Genomic DNA, 22,338 nt, shown 5'->3' with positions numbered 1-22,338 from the left:
CGAGGGCTCAGGGCCGAACTGTATCCACGAGCGCCGCCCGTATCAGCGCCGCGGCGACAGGGTCAATTACCCGTTCGGGAGTTCGATTTCATTCTGGCCCGGCAGGTTGGTGTCCTGGTGGACGCCGCGCAGAACGCCGGCCAGGAGCACGACGAGCAAGCCCAGCACCGCCGTGATCATGAGCATCTTTCCGGGCCGGGATCGCATGCGGTCGAACGCCGGGCTGCGGCCTGCCATGACCGACGCGATGAAGAACACCGCTAGCGAGAGCAGCACCTTGGTGCCGAACAGCGCGTGGTAAAGCCCGATCTCCTTCACCTCCGGCAGGCGATAGACCATGAAGTTCCACAGGCCGCTCACGAGCAGCAGCAGAATGCACACACCGGCAAGCATGGCCCAGCGCTTGCGCACCTTGCCCAGCCAGGGCGGCGGCGCGCCGTCGGGCGCAGAGGTCGTCGGCACCGCCACGATCGCCAGGAAGATCGTCCCGCCCAGCAGGACGATCGCAGGAACGATGTGCATCCAGCGAAACAGAACCGCCACCCAGTCAATGCTCTGCATGTCGAGTTCCTTGTGAAGCAGATTCAGCAATCCGACTCCTGACATCCTAGTCGGCCCGCGCGATGCGCGGGGGCCGGGCATCAACCCCAGTCGCGGGCTCAGAGGGCCTTGACGAGAATCAGGCACGGGTTTCCAGGCCAGAGGTTTTTCATCTCCTCGAGCTGGATGAACCCCATCGCTTCGTAGAACAGTCGCGTGCGCGCGTAGTGCTCGTCGTGACGCGATGGCCCAAGTGTCTTGACCTGAAGCAACCTGACACCCTGCGCTCGAACATGCCCTTCAACCAATCGGACCATCGTGCGACCGACGCCGGTGCGGTGATGCTCAGGGCGAACCGCCAGGCAGTGGATCTCCGCCGAGAGCGGGTTGTGCGTGCGGACCGTGATAAAACCCACAGGCTCATCATCGCGCCTGGCGATCCACGTCGGCAGAGTCCGTGTGTCGCGGACGTACTCGAGGAGCGAGCTCTCGATGCCGAACCACTTCGGCAAGGCTCGCAGCGTCGCTTCACACAGCGAACTCTCCTGCTCATGCATCGGTTCAAGCGTTACCACGGCTAGGCCCGGAGTCATATCACGAATGTTCTCTGCATCGATGCCCTTCCGTCAGAACCACCACGCCTTGCCGACCGGTTCGCTGAGGATGACGCCGGAGAGGTATTCGACCGCTTTTTCGAAGCCTTCGTTGACGGACATGTAGGAATCTTCGTGCTCAATGCTCAGCACGCCGTCGTAGCCGTGCCGGCGGAGCATGGAGACGAACGGCTTCCAGAACTCATCGCCGTGGCCGTAGCCGCAGGTGCGAAAGACCCACGAGCGCAGGTGCAGGTCGCCGTAGGAGCGGGTGTCGAGCGTGCCGTTGATGCGCGTCTGGTGCGGATCGATCGCGGTGTCTTTGGCGTGGCAGTAGAACAGCAATCCGGCTTCGCCGAGCACGCGCGCCGCTTCGACGGGATCGATGCCCTGCCAGAAGAAGTGGGAGGGGTCGAGATTGGCGCCGAGATTCGCCTTGCCCTTCCTGCCGCAGCACGCTTCGCTCAGTCGCATCAGTGTGTCGGGGTTGTAGACGGTAAAGCCCGGGTGCGCTTCCCACGCGACCTTGACGCCGTGCTGGCTGCAGAGTTTGCTCTGCTCGGTCCAGTAGGGGATGAGCACCTCGTTCCACTGGTACTTGAGCGCCTCGCCATACTCAGGCGGCCAGGCGCAGGTGATCCAGTTGGGCATCGTGTCGCGAGCGCTGCCGCCGGGGCATCCCGAAAAGGTGATGACGGTGTCGGTGCCGAGTTTCTTTGCCAGTTCGCACGCGGTGACAAAATCGGCGTGGTCCTTCTTCGCGGCTGACTTGATGGGTGAGACCGGATTGCCGTGCACGGCCAGGCCGGAGACTTCGAGTTGGCGGTCTTTGAGTTTGGCCTTGATCTCGTCGAGCAGCTTCTTGCTCTCGTTGACCTTGGCCGGGTCGAAGAACGGCTTGCCGGGATAGCCGCCCACGGGCAGTTCGATCGCGTCGAGGCCGACCTCGGCGCAGTAGTCCAGCGCTCTATCGAAGTCCATGCCGGTGAACAGCGCCGCCATCACGCCCAGTTTCATTGTGGTTCCTTTCGCCCGTCAATGGGGCAGCCGCGGACAGCCGGCCGCCGGTGAGCGAATTATCGAACCGCCGAAGGCGTGGGACCATCGGCCAAGGGCAACTTCCTCGCGCCTGAGGGCATTTCCTGCTCCAGCCGCCGGGCGTTCGGGTCGATGCGCAGGGGCATGAGAGTTTTGATCGTGGACGATTCGCAGACGATGCGACTGCTTCAGCGCGCCGCACTCGAGCAGCTCGGCCACGAGTGCGCCGGCGAAGCGGCCAACGGCGCCGAGGCGCTGGACATGGCGGAGACCTGCAGCCCCGAGCTCATCCTGCTCGATCTGCGCATGCCGGTGATGGATGGACTCACTTTCGTCAAGGCATTCCGCCAGCGCGACCGCCACACGCCCGTCATCGTCGTGACGAGCGAGACCGAGAAGCCGCGCGTCATCGAAGCGTTCCGCCTGGGTGTGACGGATTTTCTCGTCAAGCCGTTCACGCCCGATTCGCTCGCGAGGCGCATCGATGACACCACCCGCCGGGCCGCGGGCTGAGCGCGAGTGCGTTGTGCGGGTGGCGCTATGTCATGCGGGCGATCAACGCAGCTGCGATGGGCATCAGTACCGGCGCGCACAACGCGAACACGATCATGATCGCCATCCAGTAATCATGCGCTGCCGGAGGCGCACCGCTCATGAGCAGGCCCGAACGGCGCAGCAGGCGCAGTTGCACCGGAATGTTGGCGTAGCAGGCGAAGAAGGCCAGCAGTCCAAGGTAGGAGACGACGCCTTGGCCGCGCGTCACGAGCGTTGACAGGTTCACCGCCAGGAGCAGCGCCAGCAGCAGCACCGGCCAACCGAAGCGCACCACGATCTCGAGGATCCCCGGCAGGTCGCGGCCCTGCGTGGTGACCGCACGGTACTCCCTGCCGCATTCGGGACACGCTCCCGACTCGCGCAAATGATCGAGCCGGTAGCCGCACATGGCACAGTAGCGGGCATGCACATCGGCCGGTGCTCGGTTGCCGCGTTCGCTCACGACCGAAGGATATCGCCGCAGTCGGTCGCGCGCGTCCGCGATGGTCCGCCCGGCGCTGGATCAGACGACGCCGGTGCGCGCCGCCTGGATGAAGTCGGTGTAGGGAGGCGTCGCCTGGACGGCGGCGAGCAGCATCGCGATCTGTCCGCGGTGATAGGAGGAGTGCAGCGCCACGTGCATGGCCATCTCGCCGATGGTGTTGGACCACTGCTCGCCCTTGCTGTTCGTGTAGCGGATGACTTCACCGGCGTCGCGCTGCTGCAGCAGACTGCTCCAGCCCTGACTGGATCGCATGAGCGACTCGTCGATCTCGCGAAGATCCCAGTGTGGCCAGACCACGACCGGGCCGGATCCGGTGGCCCGCGCAAGAAAAAGTTCGTGCACGGCCGCAATGTGGCCCAGCAAGCGCAGGCCGCGGGTCAGATCGCCGCGGGCGCCGGCCAGGGCCGCGGCCATGTGGCGGTTTGCCCACTCGTCGTACGCCAGGAGCCGCTGCAGATCGACCACGGGCGATCATAGAAGCCCCGGTCCACAGGTCCGGCGACTTGAACTTCGCGGGGCCGGCGAAAGTAGTGGGGGCGGGAAGTGCTGCGGCCGCCGCCATGGCCGCTCTCTACAGTTGATCAGAGGAGACCGGTGTTATGAACTCACGAATTGCCGTCGCCCTTTTCAGCCTTGGCCTCGCAGGCGGAGCCGTTGCCGCCGGTATGGCCTGGCGCGGGGGCGACCAGAATCCGGGCCAGGTTGAGTCCAGTGGAGAAGCAATGCAGACGCGCGCCGACGCCAAGCCAAAGTACTCGAAGTCACATTACGACATCACGCCGCTCTCTCCCGAGCGCGTTGAAGAACTCGCGAGCCGGCTCGACCCGGAGACGTATCGCATCACCCAGAAAGCCGGCACTGAAGCCCCGTTCTGCGGCAACCTGCTCGACAACAAGAAAGAAGGCACGTACGTCTGCGTCGTCTGCGGGCTTCCTCTGTTCTCCAGCGATCACAAGTTTCACTCAGGCACCGGCTGGCCAAGCTTCTACACCGGCTTCGATCCCGCGCACATTACCGAGATCGAAGATCGCAGCCACGGCATGGTGCGCACGGAAATCGAGTGCGCTCGCTGCACCGCGCATCTCGGGCACGTGTTCAAAGACGGGCCGCCCCCGACGGGGCTGCGCTACTGCCTCAATTCGGCATCGCTGACGTTCTTTGAGAATGGCCAGACGCTGCCGCCCGAGAGCCAGCCCGTGAAGACCGAGACCGCGTACTTCGCCGGAGGCTGCTTCTGGGGCATCGAGCACTACTTCGATGAAGGTCCGGGCGTGATCGAGGCCGTCAGCGGCTACATGCAGGGCAACGTCGAGAAGCCGACCTACAAACAGGTCTGCTACGAAAGCACGCGCCATGCCGAGACGGTCAAGGTCGTGTTTGACCCGCAGCGCATTTCGTACCACCGCCTGCTCGAAGCGTTCTTTGTCATGCACGATCCGACGCAACTCAATCGGCAGGGGCCCGATGTCGGCGACCAGTATCGCTCGGGGATCTGGTATGCCAGCGATGAGCAGAAGGCTCAAGCGGAGAAGTTCATCAAGGAACTCGAGGCGTCCGGCCGCTACAAGGGCCGCGCCATCGTCACGCAGGTAGAGAAGGCGGAAACATTCTGGCCTGCGGAAGAGTATCACCAGGACTACGTGAGCAAGACCGGCCGGGCCTGTCACATCGCCGATCCGTGGAAGTAAACTCTCGATCCTGACAGAGCGACGCACGGGTGGAGGAGGGAATTCTCCGCTCCGGCGCCGCCTGCGCCCCCTATCGTTGCCTGTTGGGGGTAGGGCTCATGAGGCGACGGCGGACGCTCGTGCTGGTTTGTGTAGGGGGCACGCTTGCGGTCTGCGCTGCCGTCGCCGTGCTGATCGCGCCGGCCGCTGCTGAGGAGACGATCCGGCCACGCTACTCCGCGTCCGGCTATGACGTGACGCCGCTGACGGATGAGCAGCTCGCTCCGCTCGTGGCGAAACTCGATGAGGAAACCTACCGCGTCACTCAAAAGGCCGGTACGGAAGAGCCCTTCTGCGGCGATCTGCTCAACGTCCACGTCGAAGGCACCTATGTTTGCGTCGTGTGCGGCTTGCCTCTGTTCTCCAGCGAGCACAAATTCGTCTCCGGCACCGGCTGGCCGAGCTTCTACACCGAAGTTGACCCGCAGCAGGTCGTAACCATCAAAGACGGCAGCGGAGGCGTGCGCGGCTACGAAATCCAGTGCGGCCGGTGCGGATCGCATCTTGGTCACCGCATGGTCGATGGGCCGCCGCCGACGGGCCTGCGCTACTGCGTCAATTCCGTCTCACTCCGGTTCTACGCGGCCGACCAGCCGCTGCCGCCGGAGAGTCAGCCGGTGCAGGTCGATACCGCCTATTTTGCGGGTGGCTGCTTCTGGGGGATCGAGCACTACTTCGACCAGGGGCCGGGCGTGCTCGAGGCGGTGAGTGGTTACATGCAGGGTGACGTGGAGAATCCCTCGTACGGACAGGTCTGCATGGAGAACACCCACCACGCAGAGACCGTGAAGGTCGTCTTCGATCCCGCGCGCATTTCGTACCGCCGCCTGCTGCAGGCGTTCTTCGACATGCACGACCCGACGCAACTCAATCGCCAGGGGGCCGATCTGGGCAACCAGTATCGTTCGGGCATCTGGTTCGTCAACGAAGCCCAGAGGAGCGAGGCCGAGAAGTTCATCGCAGAACTCGAGGCTTCAGGCCGATACAAGAGCCCGATCGTGACGCAGGTGGAGGCAGCGAAGGTCTTCTGGCCGGCCGAAGTCGGGCATCAGGACTTCGTCGTCAAGAACGGCGGGACATGCGACGTGGCCGATCCCTGGAACTGAAGTCCGGGGCCCGCCGCCCTCGGGCATGGAATTCGACTCCATTTGCCCCAACTCCCGGAATTGCTGCAACCTTTCGTGGGTTTTGTGCGGTAACCTTTCCGCAGCCGGCCGGTCGAGCCGGCTGGAGACATCCGCGCCGCAAACAGAGGGGGAGTCATGCCATCCAAGCGCTGTTCAAGTCGTGCGTCGATCGCTGCTCGCATCGGCTTCTGGTCCTGCGCAGCCACGGCAGCGCTGTCGATGGCGTGTTTCGCCTCCGCGTCGGTGGATGATCGATCGGGGGCCGGTGAATTGTCGGCGACCGACAGCCTGTTTGGCGGCGGCGCAATTGAGACGCAGGCAAACGTCTTCACGAGCAGCACTCAGGAGCACGGCGCCGTAGCGGCCGTTCCCGGCGGCGGATTTGTCGCAGTCTGGGACAGCCGAAGGCAGGAGTTCGGCGGCTATGCCGTCGTCGCTCAGCGCTTCGACGCGTTCGGCCGGCCCATCGGCGGGGAAGTTCCGATCAACCTCACGGTGCGCGGCATGCAGGAGCGGCCGGTCATCACCGCCGCCGGCGAGCACATCTGGATCGCCTGGCAATCCCATGGACAGGACGGCAGCGCTGCGGCAGTGGTCGCGCGGCGCTTCGATCTTCGCATGGCCAATCCCAGCGGCGAGATTGCCGTGAACCAGACGCAACAGGGCAACCAGATGTCCCCGGCCATCGTACCCGGCGCTGACGGCGGAGCATTGATCGCGTGGGTGGATGATTCTGCCGGCAGCGGCCGCATCATGGCCCGCCGATTCGACTCGGCGGGAGTCGCGCTCGGCGACGAGTTCCAGGTCAGCGGCGATGAGCCGGGCGCCTGCGCCTCACCCTCACTCGTTTGCACGACTGAGGGACACCAGTGGATCGCCTGGGCACACACGGAAGATGGCGACCCCAACCGGATCGTCGTCAGGCGCATCGCGGCGGACGGGGCGCTCGCGGATGACTCCATCACCGTCAACGACATGGACGCCCACGATCACATCGAACCGTCGCTCGCGGCCGCTGCGGGCGGCGGGTTTGTTGCAGCCTGGCATACCTCGGTGGACGGCGGGTTCGCCGTCAATGTCCGATTCTTCGATCGCGACGGCTCGCCGCTCACCGATGCCGTGGCCGTGGCCGAGCCCTCCAATGGCTGGAAGAGCGGAGCAACGGTCGTGCGCGCCGCCGACGATCGGTACCTCGTCACCTACAACAGCGACGGAGCCGGCGGCGACGGCAACGGCTCGGGCGTGATGGGTCTGCTCATCGACGCCGGCGGCCGCATCCTGGCGGAGCCTGTCGCGCTCAACGTCAACTCGAAGGGCGCACAGGCCATCACTACCGCAACCGGCGCTTCGCGCGTGGTCATCGACGACGCAGGTCGTCTCGCGGTGTGCTGGAATGGCGAGTCGAGCGAGGGCGACGATTCATCCGTCAACCTCACGGTTCGGCTGCCCCGCGCGATGCCCGTTGAGGACGCGCCGGCAACCGTGGAGCGTCTCGCTTTCCTGCCGGACGCGGGCGAGTCCGCTACGCCCATCCCGCCGATTTGGGACCCGAATCACGTCAAACTCGAGCGCCTCGGCAGCGAAGGCGGCGACGGGCCTGACTTCGGCTTTGAAGGCGTGACCAGCACTGGCTGGACTCCGCCCGATCCAGAAATGGCCGTCAGCAACGACCGCATTCTCATCATCACCAACGGCGAGATTTCGCTCTTTGACAAGAGCGGCAACAACCTCTTCCGCGATGAAATCGAAGACTCGTTCGGCTTCTGGGGCGAAGTTGGCGCTACCAACTTCACCTTCGACCCCGAGTGCGTGTGGGACCCGCACAGCAACAGGCTCTTCGCAATGGCGTGCGAGCGCAGCAATACGGGCCGCTCCATGTTCCTGCTCGCGGTTTCCAAGACGAGCACGCCCAACACGCGCGACGACTGGTGGAAGTACCGCATCGACGTCACGGCGATCTCGGATAATGACATCGATTCGCCCAACATGGCCGTGGACGCCAACAACGTGCTGCTCACGGCCGACTTCTTCGGGCCCGACAAGTACCTGCTCTACTTCATCGACAAGAATTCGATTCTCTCCGGCGGCACGCCAGTCACCCGGCACGAACTCATCACCGGCGCCAGTCAGCAATCGATGGGCATTCCGGTCATGCACGACGCGGATGCGCCGGCGCAGTACATTCTCCAGTCAACCGAACTGACGACCAACAACACGGTCATCTTTCATGCGTGCATCGACCCGTTCGGCACCTACAGCCGGCCCACGTTTACGCTTACGGTTCCGTCCTACACGTATCCGAACCAGCCGCCGCAGCGCGGTTCGAGCAGCCGGCCGTTCCTCTTCGAGCCTCGCTTCTGGAGTTGCGTTCAGATGAACGATTCACTCTGGGCGGTGCATCACGTCAACTCGTCGCGGGCCCGGGTGCGGTGGTACGAGTTCAACATGCGCGGCTGGCCGGGCAGCGGCAACACGCCCGAGATCGCGCAGTGGGGTGAACTCGACTACGGCGGCACGGTTCACACCTTCTTCCCGAGCATCGGCGTCGACGCAGAAGGCAATGCGGCAATCACTTTCGCTCGCTCGTCGCCGGATGAGTACATCTCCATGTCGCGGGCCGTGCGCAAGTTCAGCGACCCCCCGGGCCAGTTCCAGCCGCCGCAGTTCGTCAAGGAAAGCACCGCCGCCCACACGAGCGGCCGCTGGGGCGACTACAGCGCGACCGTCAATGATCCGGCGACGCTGGGATCGTTCTGGGGTCACCACGAATTCACGCTCAACGGCCAGTGGCGAACATGGGTCGCACGCTACGACGTCGGCGAGCCGCCGATGGTCCTCGTCTCCTCGCGACTCGTCTCGGGCGTGCGCGGCACACTTGACGTGACCGGCGCCACGCCGGGCGCGCAGGTCGTATTCCTCTATTCGATTCGTGGCCTGGGCAGCGTGTACATCCCGCAACTCGACGTCACGGTCGATATCGACGCGCCGGTGTTCATCGGAGCCCGCACCGCCGATGCCAACGGCGTGGCGAGCCTGTCGCAGCGCATTCCCAGCGGCACGGTGGGCCGGCGCATCTGGCTCCAGGCCGCCGAATACCAGAAGGCCAGCAATGTCGTGGAGACCGTCATCGAGTAGCCGCCGCTACGATTCGCGCGGCGTCTCGCGCGGCCAGAACTTCAGATCGTGCACAACCGCCCGGGCCCGCTGACCCTCGGCGCTCACGATCACTTCCGTTCCGAGTCCGGTTTTGGAGTGCTTGACCATCGCAAAGGCGATGATGGTGCGCCCGAGCATCGGGCTGGGCGTGGCGCTGGTGACGGCGCCGACGACTTCGGCGATCTGGTCGGCGGGCTCGAAGACCTGCGAACCTGTGACGGGCATGTGTTCGCCTTCGATCTTGAGGCCGACGAGCACCTTTGACGGGTGCCCGAGGCTCTCCATGCGCGCGACCACCTCCTGACCGAGGTAGCAGCCTTTCGTGAACGACACGCGCTGCCGGAGAATGCCCGTCTCGTGCGGCAGCGAGTCGAGGCCGAAGTCGATCAGGTGCATCGGGCAGCCGCCTTCGATTCTCGCGATGTTGAAGGCGTACCAGCCGATCGAGCGCAGCCCCTGGCCCAGGCCGATTTCGAGCAGTTGCTCGTGCACGGCAACGACTTCGTCGACCGGGCAGATGAGATGGAGCCCAACTTCACGAATCTGGTCGCTGCGATAAACGACGACCGGGTGGCCGTGGACGGTGCACCGCATGGCCCGGCCGGGCGTGAGATCGCTCAGGCTGGCCGCCTGCGGCTCTTCCACGACTGAACGCAGGAACTCAATGGCGCGCGGGCCGTGCAGGCTCAGGACGTGCCGCCCCCCTGTGAGGTTTTCAATCGCCACATCTTCGCTGAAGAGAAATCCGCTGAGCGAGTCGGCCGTGCGCTGGGCCAGCGTGGCGTCCACGATGAGCAGCATCTCGTCGCCGAGTTCGATCACGCTGAGATCCGCTTCGATGCGCCCCTTGCGATTGAGCCAGAAGGCGTGCACGACCTGCCCTGCCGCAAGTCCCTTGAGTTCATTGGTGAGCATGCGGTTGAGGAAATCGACGCGGTCGGCGCCGGTGACGCGGAGAATGCCCAGTTGGGGCAGGTCCATCAGCGCCGCCGATCGCCGCAGCGAGGCGTACTCCGCTTCGACTTCGCCGTAGGTGGAGACGATCTCGATGCCTTCGGCGGCGACATCGGCAGCCGAGCCTGGATCGCGGCGGCCGTGGACCATGAATTCGGCCTCGGCCTGTTCCTGGAGATTGCGCAGTGGACTGATGGTCGCCATCGCCTCGCCTTGCCTCCCGGCGCGGAAGGGTTATGCTCGTCAACTCGTCGGAGCGACCGGACCGCTCCGTGTGCAATCATAAGTCCTTCGGCTGCGAGAAACTCGATGAATGTCGATCTGCTCAAGAGGCTGTGCGAAACTCCCGGAGTTCCCGGTCGTGAAGAACGCGTCCGTGCTCTCATCGAAAGCGAGGTCAAGGGGCTCTTCGACGAGGTGCGGACCGACCCGATGGGATCGCTCATCTGCGTCCGCAAGCCGACGCGCCCGGCGGCCAAGGGCCAGTCGTCGCTGCGGGTCATGCTCGCCTGCCACATGGACGAGATCGGCTTCTACGTGCGGCACATCGATGACAAGGGGTTCGTGTGGCTGAATCCCGCCGGCGGCTTTGATCCGCGCAATCTCTTTTCGCGGCGCGTGCTTATCTGCGCTGAAGATGGCGACCTCGTCGGCGTGCTCAACCCCGGCGGCAAGCCGATCCACATCTCCTCGCCTGAAGACCGCAAGAAGATCCCGGAGGTTACGGAGTTCTACGTCGATCTGGGTATGAAGCCCGACGCGGTGAAGAAGAGAATCCGCATCGGCGACATGGTCGTGCTTCATGAACCCTTTGCGGAGATCGGCGACACGCTGGTGAGCAAAGCCATGGACAACCGCGTTGCCTGCTGGCTGGGAATCGAAGCCGTGCGGCAGGTGGCCGGGGGCGGAAAGGCCAAGGGCAGGTCGGGGGCGTCGAAGTCAGCCGGGCATGCGTGCGAAATCCACTGCGTTTTCACGGTGCAGGAGGAAGTCGGCCTGCGCGGCGCCATGACCAGCGCCTACACCGTTAAGCCCGACGTTGGCGTCGGCATCGACACGACGCTCTGCTGCGATACGCCTGGCGTGTGTGAGACGGACCGGGTCACCAAGCAGGGCGATGGCGTGGCGATCACGGTCATGGATGGTTCGGTCATCTCGGCCCACTCGCTCGTCAACGAATTCGAGCAGATTGCGCGCAAGCACCACATTCCGCACCAGCGTTCGATCCTCGGCCGGGGCGGCACCGACACCGCAGCGCTCCAGCGAGCCGGCTCGGGCGCCCGGGCCATCACGATTTCCGTCGGCACGCGCTACATCCACACCGTGACGGAGATGGTGCACCGGATCGATCTCCAAGCGGCTCGCAACCTTCTGGCGGCGTATCTCGAAGTCGCCTGAACAGCCGGGTTGGTCGGCCTGCGGCGCGCCCGAGCGTCCGATAGGCGCGCCTTGGGTCTCCGCTACTTCTCTGTCTAGCCGTCCGCCGCAAGTCTTTCGCAGCCGGTTGCGATTCGATCCCCGGCTGCGGGTTGGCTGCCGAGCGGAGAGAAAGTGTCGGAAGCGGAAATCCGGCGGGAAGAAATCGCTGGTCGAATCTGGTTGAGCAGAATCATGAGGCTGGCATCGGCACGCACCTGATGCCGCCGACTATAATCGCACCGACAGGCTCGTCCAACGCGTGCCGCGATTCGACTGGAGCACACAAGTGACGCAAGAGCAGCAGCAGGTCAGAGTTTCGCCCTCACTCCCGGCCGTCAATCCGTATCCGCGCAGCGCCTACCTCTTCGTTCAGGAAGCGCTCGGCTTCACCGTCGGCAAGATGCACGGCGGCGGGAAGAAACAGGAGGCGGGCACGCGGCACATCAGCGGCCAGCAACTCTGTCACGGCCTGCGCGAGTATGCGATCACCAAGTATGGCCTGCTCGCGCGCTCGGTCCTCGAACACTGGAACATCCACCGCACCGACGACTTCGGCCGCATCGTCTACAGCCTGATCGAGTCTGGCCAGTTGTCGTGCAGCGATGATGATCGCATCGAAGACTTCGCCGCCGTCTACTCGTTCGACGAGGCCTTCGATCAGGCGCAGGTGCTCGACTCGCTGATCCGCAATTGATCCGCGACTGAATCGGCCGCATTCTCGGCTCTGGCGTGTCCGCCCCGGGCTTCCGGCGGACTTGTCGCCGTCCATCGGATCGGTATCCTGCACCAACCATGGATGAGCCAACTCAGGGCCAGTTGCAGCCGAAGTTCCAGCCGGAAGACCCGCGCCACCTGCACCTCTGGCAGATTCAGTCGGTGCGCGATATCGCCGTCATCGCGCTGGCGATCTTTCTGATCCTGTGCGGCTACTGGCTGCGCAGCGTCACGGTGCCGCTGCTGATCGCGCTCGCTCTGGCCTACCTCTTCGAGCCGATCATCATTCGCGTCACGCGGCGCTTCAACGTGTCGCGGCCGGTCGTGGCCGGGAGCCTCGTCGGGGCCGTGGGCGTGCTGTTTGCACTGGCGCTCGTGGGTTTCGCGCTGTCGCTGGTTCAGACAATCGACCTGCTGCGCAGGCTGCCTGACTCCGTGGCGGAGGCGATCCAGTACGTGGATGAGCGGCTGCCCGAGCCCGTCGGCGAGGCGCTGATGGACGGCTTGGGCAGCCTCTTCGGACCGGCCCAGGGCGACGATGCAGCACTTCCGGATGACCAGGCCAGCCCTTCAGAGGTTGCGGCGGACCCGGAGCAGGGCGCCACTGAACAAGCCCCGCCGGCGGATTCAACGGCAGCAGAAGCGCAGTCGCCGCCGCAGTCGGACGCGAGCCAATCGCGCGAGATCGCGGCGAACATCCGCGACTGGTTGCACGCGAACCTCGGCGCCGTCTTCCAGGCCACGGTGCGGACGACTGGTGATGCCGTCTCGATGATTTTCGCGTTTATAGGCTCGACAATCTACATCGCCTTCACGCTCTTCCTCATTCCTTTCTACTTCTACGCGTTCTCGACGGGCTGGCCGAAGTTGCGCGATGGGGTTGTCGAGCTGTTTCCCGTTGAGCACTCGCGCAAGATTTATGACATGCTCCACAAGATGGACCTCGCCGTGAGCGGATTCGTCCGCGGCCGGGTTGTCATCTCGGCCATCATGGGAGTGCTGCTGGCGGCGGGCTGGTGGGCGTGCGGCGTGCCCTACTGGCTGGTGCTGGGCATACTGACGGGCATTCTGAGCATGGTGCCGTATCTCGGCGGCATCGGACTGCCCCTGGCCATCGGATTGCTGTGGATGTCGCAGGCTGACGGGCAAGGCGGCGAGCAGATGGCGTGGTGGGCGATCATCCTTTGGCCGTCGGTCGTGTTCACCGTGGTGCAACTGGTCGAGGGCTACGTCCTCACGCCGGTGATTTCCGGAAAGGCAACAAATCTCGGCCCGGTGTCCGTGCTCGTCGTCGTTCTCGCCGGCGGCGTGGTCGCGGGCGTCTACGGCATGCTGCTGGCCATCCCCGTCGCCGCATGCGGCAAGATCATCATCATGGACGTCGTCGTGCCGCGCATCAAAGCGTACGGCCGTGGGCAGGCAAGTGATGTGCTGCCCATCGACGAGCAGTAGGCTCCCGCCGGTGTGACGTCGCGGCGCTGCCCGGCCGTGGCCGGTATCATCTCGCCGGGAGGCTCGCCATGCACGTCGCACTCACCGGCGCTTCGGGATTCATCGGCTCAGCGATCGCGCGCGATCTTCATACCGCGGGGCACACCTGCGCAGCACTGGTTCGCGCGAGCAGTCGGCGCGATCACATTGAGCCGCAGATCGATCGGTTCGTCGAGGGCGATCTGGCAGACAAGAAAGCGTGGGCGGATCTGCTCCATGGCGCCGACTGCGTGGTCCACTGCGGCGTGGACTGGGCACCGCTCAAGAGCAGCGACCTCGACGCGCATCTCGAGCGCAACCTGCTCGGCTCGATCCGGCTGCTGCAATGGAGCGCACCGCGGCAGTTCATCTTCATCAGCACCATCGCCGTGCACCACGACATGCGGCCGCGCTGGGGCGGCGTCATCGATGAAGATCACCCGCTCCGACCCGGCTCGTGGTACGGCGCGTACAAGGCGGCCGTGGAGGCGCACCTGTGGGCGGCTCACTTCAGTGCTGGTCAGCACACGTGCGCGCTGCGGCCGTGCGGCGTGTACGGTCTCGATCCAAATCTCGAACGGACCTACGGCATCGGCATGCTCCGACGACTCCGCCGCGGCCAATCCGTGGACAAGCCCGGAGGCGGGAAGTTCGTGCACGTCGATGACGTCGCCGCCGCCACGGTTGCGTGCGTGGGCAATCCTGACGCGGCGGGCAAAGCGTACAACCTCGTGGACTGCTACGCCCGCTGGGCCGACTGGGCGCTCATCGCCGCCGACCTGCTTGGCATCGAGGCGACGGTGGATGCATCGAGCCCCGCCGAGCCGAAGAACACCTTTACGAAGGACGCGGCCCGATCACTGGGAGTGCGACTCGACAGAGGCCATGACGGAATCCGAGATTACCTGCGCGAGTTGATCGCCGCGACGGAGCATAGCGCGGGATCCTGAGTTCACCGCGTCGCATTCACGAGCAGGTTGAAGCGACCCGATCCGCCGCGCTCCCGCAGCCCGACGCGGATCTGGGTATTGAGCAGGCGCGTGGCGGGGTCGGTCAGGCGGAACACGCGCACGGTCGTCTCGCCCGGTTTCAGCTGCGCCACGTCGAGTTCGAGCCGGCCGTAGCCTTCCGCCAGGACCATGGCCGAGAGCCATGCCGGCGCATCGGAGTTATTCGAAATCTCGAGCGTGACGACCAGTTCTTCGTTGCCTTCCGGGTTGATCACGTACTCGTAGTGCGGCATAAGAGCGATCTTCTGGAAGCCGAGTTCGACGATCGACTCCATGCGGACCGCGTTGGTGGAGATGTTCTGAAGGGCGAGATCGACCACGATGCGCTTGGGCCCGCCGGTTTCGTAGGCTGGATAGGTGAAGATGAGCGGCAGCCGGATCTCCTCGCCGGCGCCCATCGAGATCTGCCGCACGCGCTGGCGAATATCCCAGTCCGCCGGTTCGATGATGCGCAGCGTGCCCGCGATGCTCGTCTTCCATGGATTCGTCAGCACCATCTCGTGCATGTGCACTGCAGCAGCGCCCTCGATCCAACGAGGCGTCACGCGAAAGCCCGACCGCAGCAGCGCAAGGTTGATCACGGCGTTATCAACGAACTGAGGCTGGCGCGTGATTCGGATCTCGTGCACGCCTCCGACCACAGGCACCTGCTCGGTGTTGCCGAATGCATCGCACATGCTGATCGAATGGTTGCCGAGAAAGATCGAAGCGCGCACCACTTCGCTGTCGGGTGAATCGTGCCAGACCGCGATCGTGCCGTTTCCCTGCGCGTCGCGAAAGACGACTGCAGTCACGTCGTTGCCGAGATCGAGCCGCGCGTGCTCCATGCGGCCGCTCAGGTGAGCCGCCAGCGTGCGCCACACCGGGTAGAGCGCGCCGGGCATGGCCCGGTCGGGCTGAAGCGGCTGCATGTCCCAGGGATGCCTGATGGCCACGTCCGTAGCGCCGGCTTCCCATGCCATCACCGTGCGGCGAACCAGGTCGCCGACCTGGTGCTCGAGGCCGAACAATTCTGCGTCGGCCGGTTCGATGACGACGGTGCAGGCCAGCTCGCGATCGACCCATGGCGCCAGGTACTCGCCGATCACGTCGGGCGACACTTCATTGGGAAGGATGGTCGCAAAGCGGACCGGCGGCGTGCTCAGCGATCGCCGGCCGCCTGCCGGGAGCGCACTGATGGCGTCGGCCGCTGTGTCGGCGATGAGCGCCGCCGCGGCCGGCTGTTCGGCGGTCCAGGGAACGACGAGCTGCGGCGAGGGCACAAGAGCGAACAGGCGCCGGAGAATTGCTTCGAGCCGTTGCGGGTGCTGATCCACTCGTCCGGCGCCGAGACTCTCCGTCGGAGCAAACTGCCACTGTCCCACCACTTGCCCGAACGAAACGAGGAAGTCCTCGAGGTATCGCCACACCTCGTCGGTGCCGGCGCCGAAGGTCTCGTAGACCAGCGATGAGTTCGCGTGCTCCTGTGCGGAAAGTTCATCGGGCAGAGCCGTGACGACGAAACGCACGCCGCGCGCCGAGCCGTTGAGACGATTGACCGTCGGACTCAGCGCGGTGCGGTGCGCCTGGATGCGGCTGCGCGTCAGATCATTCGACCACATCGGCAATGAGATGGAATCGGCGCCGAGCCCGGCCATCAGTTCAGGAACGTGCGGCCACTGCTCGAGCGGCAGATCGTCTCCGACCACGCTGAATCCGCGGAAGTGCAGCGGCCCAACCGACCCGGCCACGCGAGGCATCCATGCAAAATCCAGCCACGTGCGCGACACTGCTGCGCCGCTTTCGGTCACGTTGGCGATCGCGCGATACCAGCCATAGCCCGGCAGGTTCGGTCGGTAGAGGACCGGCTGCCAGTCGTTGCTGAGGCTCAGTTCGCGCTCGTCAACGAGATCGCCGCGAAAGTCGTAGATGCGCATGGTGGACTGCAGCGAAGCCGCGGCCACGTCCTGCGCGCGAAGGTAGAGTGTCGGCGCGTCGGGCGCCACCATCAGGTTGTGGGGCGCTGTCGATGACAGTTCAATCCGCGGAACGCGCCAGATCGTGAGATCGTCAAAGTACGCGGCGGCGCCGACCACGTCTTCCAGCAGCACCCGGGGGCGGGTGTCCGGGTCGGTGTTCCACGTCGCCGGCTGCTCGATGAGCAGTTCAACCTGCAGCCACGCCGGCGAGGCGGTCCGGTTGCCGTCGGCGTCGCGCCACATCATTCCGGGCGATAGGCCGCGCAAGACCACTTCGGCGTCGCGCCACTGCCCATCCGTTTCCAGCAGGGGCGAAGCGGATAACGACGGCTCAATGCGCCGCCCGTCTTCGTCGGCAAAGTACGCGACGACGCGGGCCCGCGAGCGACGCAGGCCCTCGGTGCGGACCCGAATGCGTAGGTGGTAGTCGATCTCAGGGATGATCGGCACCACGCCGGCGACCAGGCGCAGTCCGGCATTGCCGCCGATGGTCGGGATGCGGATGCAGCGATCCTCGCCATCACCTGCCGGCGTATCCGGAAAGAACGCGGCATCGTTCCAGTGCGGGAAGCCCTTGTCGGCGATGCGCACCCAGTACAGCGGCACCGGGTCGGCGGTCTCGGGTTCATCGAAGTCAAAGGTTTGCACCACGCGCGAGGTCAGATCCTCGAAGAGGTCACCAGGTCCAACGCCGCCTGCCTCCTGCGTCTGAGCCGGGCACGCGGGCGCCAGCGGGCCCAGCAAACCGCCGAGCAGGGCGGGGAAGAGGAGGTTTCGCAACAGAAAGCGGCGCATTTCCACAGGTATCGACTCGCTTGCGGACGGACCTGCAACTGTGCCGATAAGATCAGCCGATGCCGCGACTTTCCACCATCGCGAGCCTTCCACTCACCCTCCTGGCGCTGGCGCTGATCGTTCTCGCCTCGGCGATGGGCGGCGCCTACTGGCACTACCGCCAGGTCGCTCACGGCCGGGAGCAGCAGCTCGAGCAGTCACTCGTCGAGGCCGCCCGGCGCCAGCAGGTCCTCGAGAACATGATCGACCGCCTCACCCGCAGCCGGCGGCTGGCGCAAATCGTCGTCACCGAACAGAAGACCGGCCCGGCCGGGCTGCCGACTGAAACCTCGCTTCTCATGGTGGAACTCGGGCCCGATGAGCAGCCCGTCGGCCGGCACTGCTTCACCATCCCCGGCCACGTCGCCTTCTTCGATGGCCTGGTCGTGAAGTTCGACCACGACGCGGTCGCTACGGCTCATCCGATGCGCGGCCAGACGATCGTGCTCCTCCGTCGCGTCTACTCCGAAATGCTCGCGCCCGCCGACGGCTTTCCAATCGACGTCGCAGGCGAAGTGCCCGCGGGCTACAGCGGGCCCGAGAGGCCCATCGACTTCGAGAAGAAATTGTGGGAGCGGTTCTGGGATCTGTGCAACGACCCGGCGCTTGCAGCCGAGTACGGCGTGCGCGTCGCGCAGGGCGAAGCGGTCTACAAGCCGATGAAGCCCGGCGTGCTCTACGAACTCACCGTTCAGGCCGACGGCGGTCTCAACCTCGAAACGCGCCCGCTCCCCGAGGCGGTCGGCGAGATTCTCGCCGCGGTGGGGGAGAACTGACCGGGCGGTTGCAGTCAATCCACAGCAGGGCAAAACGAGAGGCGGCGACCTGAAGTGGTCGCCGCCTTGCTTGATCGGCTGCTTTGGCGTGTTCTACTGGATCCGAGCGACATTGCTGAGCGTGCATGAGCCGCCCTGAATGAGTTGCAAGTAGCCCCCGCAGGCGCCGGATGGCGCCTGGCCGTTAATGGTGCCGCTGCCGCTGTTGCCGGTGCTGAAGAATCCGGGCGGATCGACCAGCATCAGGCCGTTGGCGTTGAGCCCGAGTTGGGTTCCCGCGCACGGGTTGCCCGGCGGGATGATCTGCTGGCCGGTGCCGCGGGCGAAGAGAATGCCCTGCTGGATGCGCGGCGTCGCGCCGCTCCAGCTGATGCCGATCTGGCCCGGGCAGGAGCCTGTGAGCGTGAGCCGATAGCCGCCGCCGCCCGCCGGAGCAAACTTGTAGATCGCGCTGGGGCCGACGCCTGCATCGACGGGGTTGCCGCCGCCGACGTAGAGGCCGCCCTCGCTGTCAATGAGGCACGAACTCGTCGCGTAGTTCGTCCGCAGCATGGTCCCGTTGAGATCGGTCTGAAGCAGAAGCGTGTAACTGCTGCCGTCATCGCGCAGAACGATCAGTTCGCCGCGCGGCGGACTCAGGTTGGCGCCCTGTTTCACCGCATAGATGTAGGTCTTGTTGTCCGGCGCTCTCGCTGCCGAGATGCACGTGTGTTCATCCATCAGGTCGCGGTACTCCCAGAGCAGCGTGGCGCTGCTGCCGTTGTCCTGGTAGCAGGCGACGACGCCGTTGGCCCCGCCGCAGTAGATGCGGTTGCCGACCACCGCCGGGCGGGCGAAGAAGTTCATTTCCCTGGTGGGGTCGCCGCGGAAGCCGGGCACCCGCCACACGATCAAGCCGGTGTTTTTGTCGATGGCCCACAGCGGCGACACGTCGTTGTCATTGAAGGTGGTGACGTAGATGCGGTTGCCATCGGCGCTCATGGCGCCGCTGCCCCACCAGTTGAAACTTTCGGGTCCACCGAGCCAGAGTTCGGTCGAGGTGTTGTCGCCGTTGTCGCGGATGGCGCTGCCGCCGAAGTACTGGGCGTTGCCGAAGTGGGCGATGACCTGCTTGCCGTTTCCGTCTTCCCACATCGGGCCCACGGCACCGAAGAACCCCACTGCGGGCAACGCTCGCGACCACATCAGTGAACCTGTCACCGAATCCACCGCGTGAAGCATGAGCGCGCCGTAATCGACGACGTACAGGTTGCGATGGCCCGCGTTGTTGAGCGCGGTGCCCATGAGCGGCGTGCCGAGAAGGCTCTGGAACGCCGCGTTGGTGATGGTGTTGGTCACCGCGAGCGTGTCCTTGTCGAGCACTTTGATCGACGTGTTGCCCGCGCCGGAGTAGATCGTCGTATAGATGCGATTGACGCCGACGGCCACGCCCGAGTAGCTGCCGTTGACGCCGCCAAGGTTCACGCTCTGGGCGATGACGTGTCCATCGCTCGGATCGATGCGATAGACGTAGCAGCCGTCATCATCCATGCTCTTGTAGTAGATGTCGCCGTTGGCCGCGACGCAGATTCCGCCGGGCGAAGGGATGGCAACCGTGTCGTTGGTCCAGGCGTGCTCCACGGCCGGGCCGGGCGCCATCACGGCGCCGGCCTTGGCGTCGTTGGCGCGGTACTGCGGCCAGACGCTGTTGTCGAGTTGAGCGTGCGCGGAAGTGCTGAGCAGTGCGGCGGTGGCGATGAGTGCGAGAGCTTGCCGTCCTGAGGGTACTGCCATTGGTTCTCTCCTTCCAGAGGTCCAGTTGGATCATGCGAAGCGGCCGAGCAGATGTCTTCGTGGGGGCCGCCGCAGTTCCTCTATTAGACCAGATTTTGCCCATCCTTGCTACGACCTTTCGAGAATCGGGTTGATTTTCCCGAACCGGGCTCGCGCCGGCCGACCAGCAGAATGGCGGCCAATGCGCTGCGGCGGCGCTCGAAACGCGGTACATTCACCGGGCAGGCGCCTCGCGCCTTTGGAGCGGATTCTGTCCCACCGCCAGCCAGAATGGCGGTACAATCACATCGTCTAGCGCCGCGGCCGACGCGGCGGCGACTCACAGACCGGAAGGAGTGTCAGATGCGGCCGGATTCCGCCAAGAGCCACTCGGTCCGTTGCCCACTGCCGTTCGGGCGGTGGGGTTTCACGCTCATCGAACTGCTGGTGGTGATTTCGATCATTGCGCTGCTTATATCGCTGCTGCTGCCGGCGCTGAGCCAGGCGCGCGAGCGGGCCAAGCAGGTTGGCTGTCTGTCGAATCAGCGCCAGTTGGCGCTCGCGTTCCTGAATTACGGGAACGACTACGGACAGATCCCGGGCTGTACGAATCACGGACCGGCATACAGACTCGACTGGTCCGGCTACTCGCACCCACATCTGCCAAATGAACCGGCGTTTCCCACCGGCCGCATCTATCCCTACGTCAGTCGCTCCAGCGCGGCGGTTGAGTGCCCCAAGGCCAAGCGGGCGGCAAACAAGGAGTATGACTACACGTTCGTCGCCGGCATGTCCGGCGCGCGAGTCGATCTGCAATGGCGGACGCTCTATCCAATCGATCCGGCCGTCCCCGGTCGAAATCTCAAAGCATTCCAAGCCATGCCCATTCTCATCGAGGAGGATGAAACGTGGTACAACAACCCCACTCCTGACGGCACGTGGGCCTGGTGGGATCAGTTTTCGACACGGCATTTCGGCAAGTGCAACGTGGCATACTTGGACGGTTCCGCCGGCGAGTTCGAAAGTCCCAAAGGACTGCGCGACGATCTCGAAGAGCCCGGCGATCTTCAGGCGTACGACCTGCTCGTCGAAACGACGCCCGGCAAAAACTACACGGGTCTCTACAAGTCCGACTTCAACAAGTACGGTTGGATCAACCATCCGTCCAACTGGTGACGGCTGCGCGCGAACCGAGCATTCGCGCCGCCCCACAAACCCACGCACCTGCGACTTGAGACTGTCGCGCCGTCCCGGCGCCGCGCAACGAACGTGCTTCCTTGAGGGGATTCCCCGGAATTGGCCTTGCGCGGCCGTCTTTGCAGCCGCGGCGACTGGAGCCGGACTGATAATCGGATATCGTTATCCAGATTTGTGGTCCACCGGTCCTGCGATTGGCCCCGATGAATCACCGGCGCACGAGGCAGATCTCCGACTACGCCACGACCTTCGTTTTCCTGGCGCTCGCCGTGTACTTTCTCATTGAACCCGTCGAGCCGAACTGGCCCCAACGTCCGCCACAACTCATTGCCGCCGAAGCGCTGCCGCGCGGGCCGCTGCGGACGCAGGCGCTGCTCACCTCGCCGCCGCAGGCGCTCATCAACGGCTTTGTGCGCGACTGCAACGACTGCCACAGCCTCATGCAGCCTCCGGTCGAGGCCGCCCGCCGCCTCACCCAGCATACCCATCTCGTGCTCGACCACGGCATGAACGATCGCTGCTTCAACTGCCACGCGCGCGAGGACCGCAATCGCCTCGCCCTTCGCGGCAGCGAAACCGTCGGCTTCGACCAGGTTGAGCTGCTCTGCGCGCAGTGTCATGGCCCGACCTATCGCGACTGGGAGCGCGGCGTGCACGGCAAGTCTTTGGGCTCGTGGATCGTCGGCAGCGCTGCGCGAGTCAGGCTGACGTGCGTGCAGTGCCACGACCCGCACGCGCCGCGCTACGCGCCGATGCAACCGCTGCCGGCGCCCAGCACGCTGCGCATGGGCCGGCAGGATCCAGACGGTGCGCATGGCCACGAGACTGAGGAGAACCCGCTTCGCCGCTACCCGCCCGAAGAAGACTGGCCCTATGAGCCGGTGCGCATCGGCGTGGAGGAAGAGCCTACCCCCTACGACTCGGACGCGGCGCCGGAGAAGTCCCCCGCCGCCGGAGAGGATGAGCACTGATGCGCATCTTCGATTCATCTCAGTCGAAGTGTTCACACGGCGAGTGTTCGTCCGCCTGTTCAG

19 protein-coding genes are annotated in these 22,338 nt (G+C 64.9%); 11 read left to right on the top strand and 8 right to left on the bottom strand.

What is annotated here, in order from left to right; all coding sequences use genetic code 11:
• Positions 1–66: 66 nt before the first annotated feature.
• From IT430_15685 to IT430_15675, 3 genes are all read right to left on the bottom strand, one after another.
• Positions 67–591: a hypothetical protein gene (locus IT430_15685; protein ID MCC6909381.1), complete on the bottom strand. Its 525-nt coding sequence runs from the start codon at positions 589–591 to the stop codon at positions 67–69.
• A gap of 68 nt (positions 592–659) precedes the next feature.
• Positions 660–1,097 (bottom strand): GNAT family N-acetyltransferase, encoded by a 438-nt coding sequence (locus tag IT430_15680; protein MCC6909380.1) that lies wholly within the window; start codon positions 1,095–1,097, stop codon positions 660–662.
• A gap of 69 nt (positions 1,098–1,166) precedes the next feature.
• On the bottom strand, positions 1,167–2,150 hold the full coding sequence (locus IT430_15675; protein ID MCC6909379.1) for a sugar phosphate isomerase/epimerase: 984 nt from the start codon (positions 2,148–2,150) through the stop codon (positions 1,167–1,169).
• Positions 2,151–2,315: 165 nt separating this feature from the next.
• On the opposite strand from IT430_15675, the gene IT430_15670 reads away from it, so the two are divergent.
• A complete protein-coding gene (locus IT430_15670) occupies positions 2,316–2,684 on the top strand; it encodes a response regulator (GenBank protein MCC6909378.1) in 369 nt (122 codons plus the stop codon).
• A gap of 25 nt (positions 2,685–2,709) precedes the next feature.
• Here IT430_15670 and IT430_15665 read toward each other — a convergent pair whose 3' ends face one another.
• Complete coding sequence (locus tag IT430_15665) at positions 2,710–3,168, bottom strand: hypothetical protein (GenBank protein MCC6909377.1); 459 nt, start codon at positions 3,166–3,168, stop codon at positions 2,710–2,712.
• A 60-nt stretch (positions 3,169–3,228) separates the two neighbouring features.
• Positions 3,229–3,675, bottom strand: coding sequence for a hypothetical protein (locus IT430_15660; GenBank protein ID MCC6909376.1), 447 nt, complete (start codon positions 3,673–3,675; stop codon positions 3,229–3,231).
• Between the two features lie 134 nt (positions 3,676–3,809).
• On the opposite strand from IT430_15660, the gene IT430_15655 reads away from it, so the two are divergent.
• The 3 genes from IT430_15655 (at position 3,810) to IT430_15645 (ending at position 9,199) form a co-directional block, all read left to right on the top strand.
• The gene (locus IT430_15655) at positions 3,810–4,898 is read left to right on the top strand and encodes a bifunctional methionine sulfoxide reductase B/A protein (GenBank protein MCC6909375.1); all 1,089 of its coding nucleotides are present in this window, start codon (positions 3,810–3,812) and stop codon (positions 4,896–4,898) included.
• Positions 4,899–4,996: 98 nt separating this feature from the next.
• A complete protein-coding gene (locus IT430_15650) occupies positions 4,997–6,043 on the top strand; it encodes a bifunctional methionine sulfoxide reductase B/A protein (protein MCC6909374.1) in 1,047 nt (348 codons plus the stop codon).
• A 156-nt stretch (positions 6,044–6,199) separates the two neighbouring features.
• Positions 6,200–9,199 (top strand): hypothetical protein, encoded by a 3,000-nt coding sequence (locus IT430_15645; GenBank protein ID MCC6909373.1) that lies wholly within the window; start codon positions 6,200–6,202, stop codon positions 9,197–9,199.
• A gap of 6 nt (positions 9,200–9,205) precedes the next feature.
• On the opposite strand, the gene IT430_15640 is transcribed toward IT430_15645, so the two are convergent.
• Positions 9,206–10,378, bottom strand: a complete 1,173-nt coding sequence (locus tag IT430_15640; GenBank protein MCC6909372.1) for an aminomethyltransferase family protein — start codon at positions 10,376–10,378, stop codon at positions 9,206–9,208.
• 105 nt (positions 10,379–10,483) lie between these two features.
• Here IT430_15640 and IT430_15635 point away from each other — a divergent pair, with 105 nt between their 5' ends.
• The 4 genes from IT430_15635 to IT430_15620 all read left to right on the top strand — a co-directional run bounded on the left by IT430_15635 (position 10,484) and on the right by IT430_15620 (position 14,727).
• Positions 10,484–11,572, top strand: a complete 1,089-nt coding sequence (locus IT430_15635) for a M42 family metallopeptidase (GenBank protein MCC6909371.1) — start codon at positions 10,484–10,486, stop codon at positions 11,570–11,572.
• A 307-nt stretch (positions 11,573–11,879) separates the two neighbouring features.
• Positions 11,880–12,287, top strand: a complete 408-nt coding sequence (locus IT430_15630; protein ID MCC6909370.1) for a hypothetical protein — start codon at positions 11,880–11,882, stop codon at positions 12,285–12,287.
• 98 nt (positions 12,288–12,385) lie between these two features.
• Positions 12,386–13,759 (top strand): AI-2E family transporter, encoded by a 1,374-nt coding sequence (locus tag IT430_15625; protein MCC6909369.1) that lies wholly within the window; start codon positions 12,386–12,388, stop codon positions 13,757–13,759.
• Positions 13,760–13,827: 68 nt separating this feature from the next.
• Positions 13,828–14,727, top strand: a complete 900-nt coding sequence (locus IT430_15620; protein ID MCC6909368.1) for an NAD(P)-dependent oxidoreductase — start codon at positions 13,828–13,830, stop codon at positions 14,725–14,727.
• A 2-nt stretch (positions 14,728–14,729) separates the two neighbouring features.
• Here the strand turns inward: IT430_15620 and IT430_15615 are convergent, their stop codons facing one another.
• Positions 14,730–17,540: a hypothetical protein gene (locus IT430_15615; GenBank protein ID MCC6909367.1), complete on the bottom strand. Its 2,811-nt coding sequence runs from the start codon at positions 17,538–17,540 to the stop codon at positions 14,730–14,732.
• Between the two features lie 59 nt (positions 17,541–17,599).
• Between IT430_15615 and IT430_15610 the strand changes: the two genes are divergently transcribed.
• A complete protein-coding gene (locus tag IT430_15610) occupies positions 17,600–18,355 on the top strand; it encodes a hypothetical protein (GenBank protein ID MCC6909366.1) in 756 nt (251 codons plus the stop codon).
• A gap of 93 nt (positions 18,356–18,448) precedes the next feature.
• On the opposite strand, the gene IT430_15605 is transcribed toward IT430_15610, so the two are convergent.
• Complete coding sequence (locus tag IT430_15605) at positions 18,449–20,128, bottom strand: PQQ-binding-like beta-propeller repeat protein (protein MCC6909365.1); 1,680 nt, start codon at positions 20,126–20,128, stop codon at positions 18,449–18,451.
• A gap of 342 nt (positions 20,129–20,470) precedes the next feature.
• Between IT430_15605 and IT430_15600 the strand changes: the two genes are divergently transcribed.
• Together IT430_15600 and IT430_15595 are read left to right on the top strand one after the other, a co-directional pair.
• Positions 20,471–21,283, top strand: coding sequence for a DUF1559 domain-containing protein (locus IT430_15600; GenBank protein MCC6909364.1), 813 nt, complete (start codon positions 20,471–20,473; stop codon positions 21,281–21,283).
• Between the two features lie 224 nt (positions 21,284–21,507).
• A complete protein-coding gene (locus IT430_15595) occupies positions 21,508–22,275 on the top strand; it encodes a hypothetical protein (protein ID MCC6909363.1) in 768 nt (255 codons plus the stop codon).
• Positions 22,276–22,338: the final 63 nt, after the last annotated feature.

The sequence above is a fragment of the Phycisphaerales bacterium genome, from assembly GCA_020852515.1.
Classification (GTDB): Bacteria; Planctomycetota; Phycisphaerae; order Phycisphaerales; family UBA5793; genus UBA5793.
The sequence above is the reverse complement of the archived record's forward strand: the minus strand, read 5'-3'. Positions and strand labels throughout refer to the sequence as shown.

Bases quoted from the DNA above. Each gene is read 5' to 3' on its own strand.
- IT430_15635 (MCC6909371.1), top strand. From the start codon at position 10,484: ATGAATGTCGATCTGCTCAAGAGGCTGTGCGAAACTCCCGGAGTTCCC.
- IT430_15670 (MCC6909378.1), top strand. From the start codon at position 2,316: ATGAGAGTTTTGATCGTGGACGATTCGCAGACGATGCGACTGCTTCAG.
- IT430_15645 (MCC6909373.1), top strand. From the start codon at position 6,200: ATGCCATCCAAGCGCTGTTCAAGTCGTGCGTCGATCGCTGCTCGCATC.
- IT430_15640 (MCC6909372.1), bottom strand. From the start codon at position 10,378: ATGGCGACCATCAGTCCACTGCGCAATCTCCAGGAACAGGCCGAGGCC.
- IT430_15625 (MCC6909369.1), top strand. From the start codon at position 12,386: ATGGATGAGCCAACTCAGGGCCAGTTGCAGCCGAAGTTCCAGCCGGAA.
- IT430_15650 (MCC6909374.1), top strand. From the start codon at position 4,997: ATGAGGCGACGGCGGACGCTCGTGCTGGTTTGTGTAGGGGGCACGCTT.
- IT430_15600 (MCC6909364.1), top strand. From the start codon at position 20,471: ATGCGGCCGGATTCCGCCAAGAGCCACTCGGTCCGTTGCCCACTGCCG.
- IT430_15675 (MCC6909379.1), bottom strand. From the start codon at position 2,150: ATGAAACTGGGCGTGATGGCGGCGCTGTTCACCGGCATGGACTTCGAT.
- IT430_15605 (MCC6909365.1), bottom strand. From the start codon at position 20,128: ATGGCAGTACCCTCAGGACGGCAAGCTCTCGCACTCATCGCCACCGCC.
- IT430_15655 (MCC6909375.1), top strand. From the start codon at position 3,810: ATGAACTCACGAATTGCCGTCGCCCTTTTCAGCCTTGGCCTCGCAGGC.
- IT430_15610 (MCC6909366.1), top strand. From the start codon at position 17,600: ATGCCGCGACTTTCCACCATCGCGAGCCTTCCACTCACCCTCCTGGCG.
- IT430_15620 (MCC6909368.1), top strand. From the start codon at position 13,828: ATGCACGTCGCACTCACCGGCGCTTCGGGATTCATCGGCTCAGCGATC.
- IT430_15615 (MCC6909367.1), bottom strand. From the start codon at position 17,540: ATGCGCCGCTTTCTGTTGCGAAACCTCCTCTTCCCCGCCCTGCTCGGC.
- IT430_15595 (MCC6909363.1), top strand. From the start codon at position 21,508: ATGAATCACCGGCGCACGAGGCAGATCTCCGACTACGCCACGACCTTC.
- IT430_15680 (MCC6909380.1), bottom strand. From the start codon at position 1,097: ATGCATGAGCAGGAGAGTTCGCTGTGTGAAGCGACGCTGCGAGCCTTG.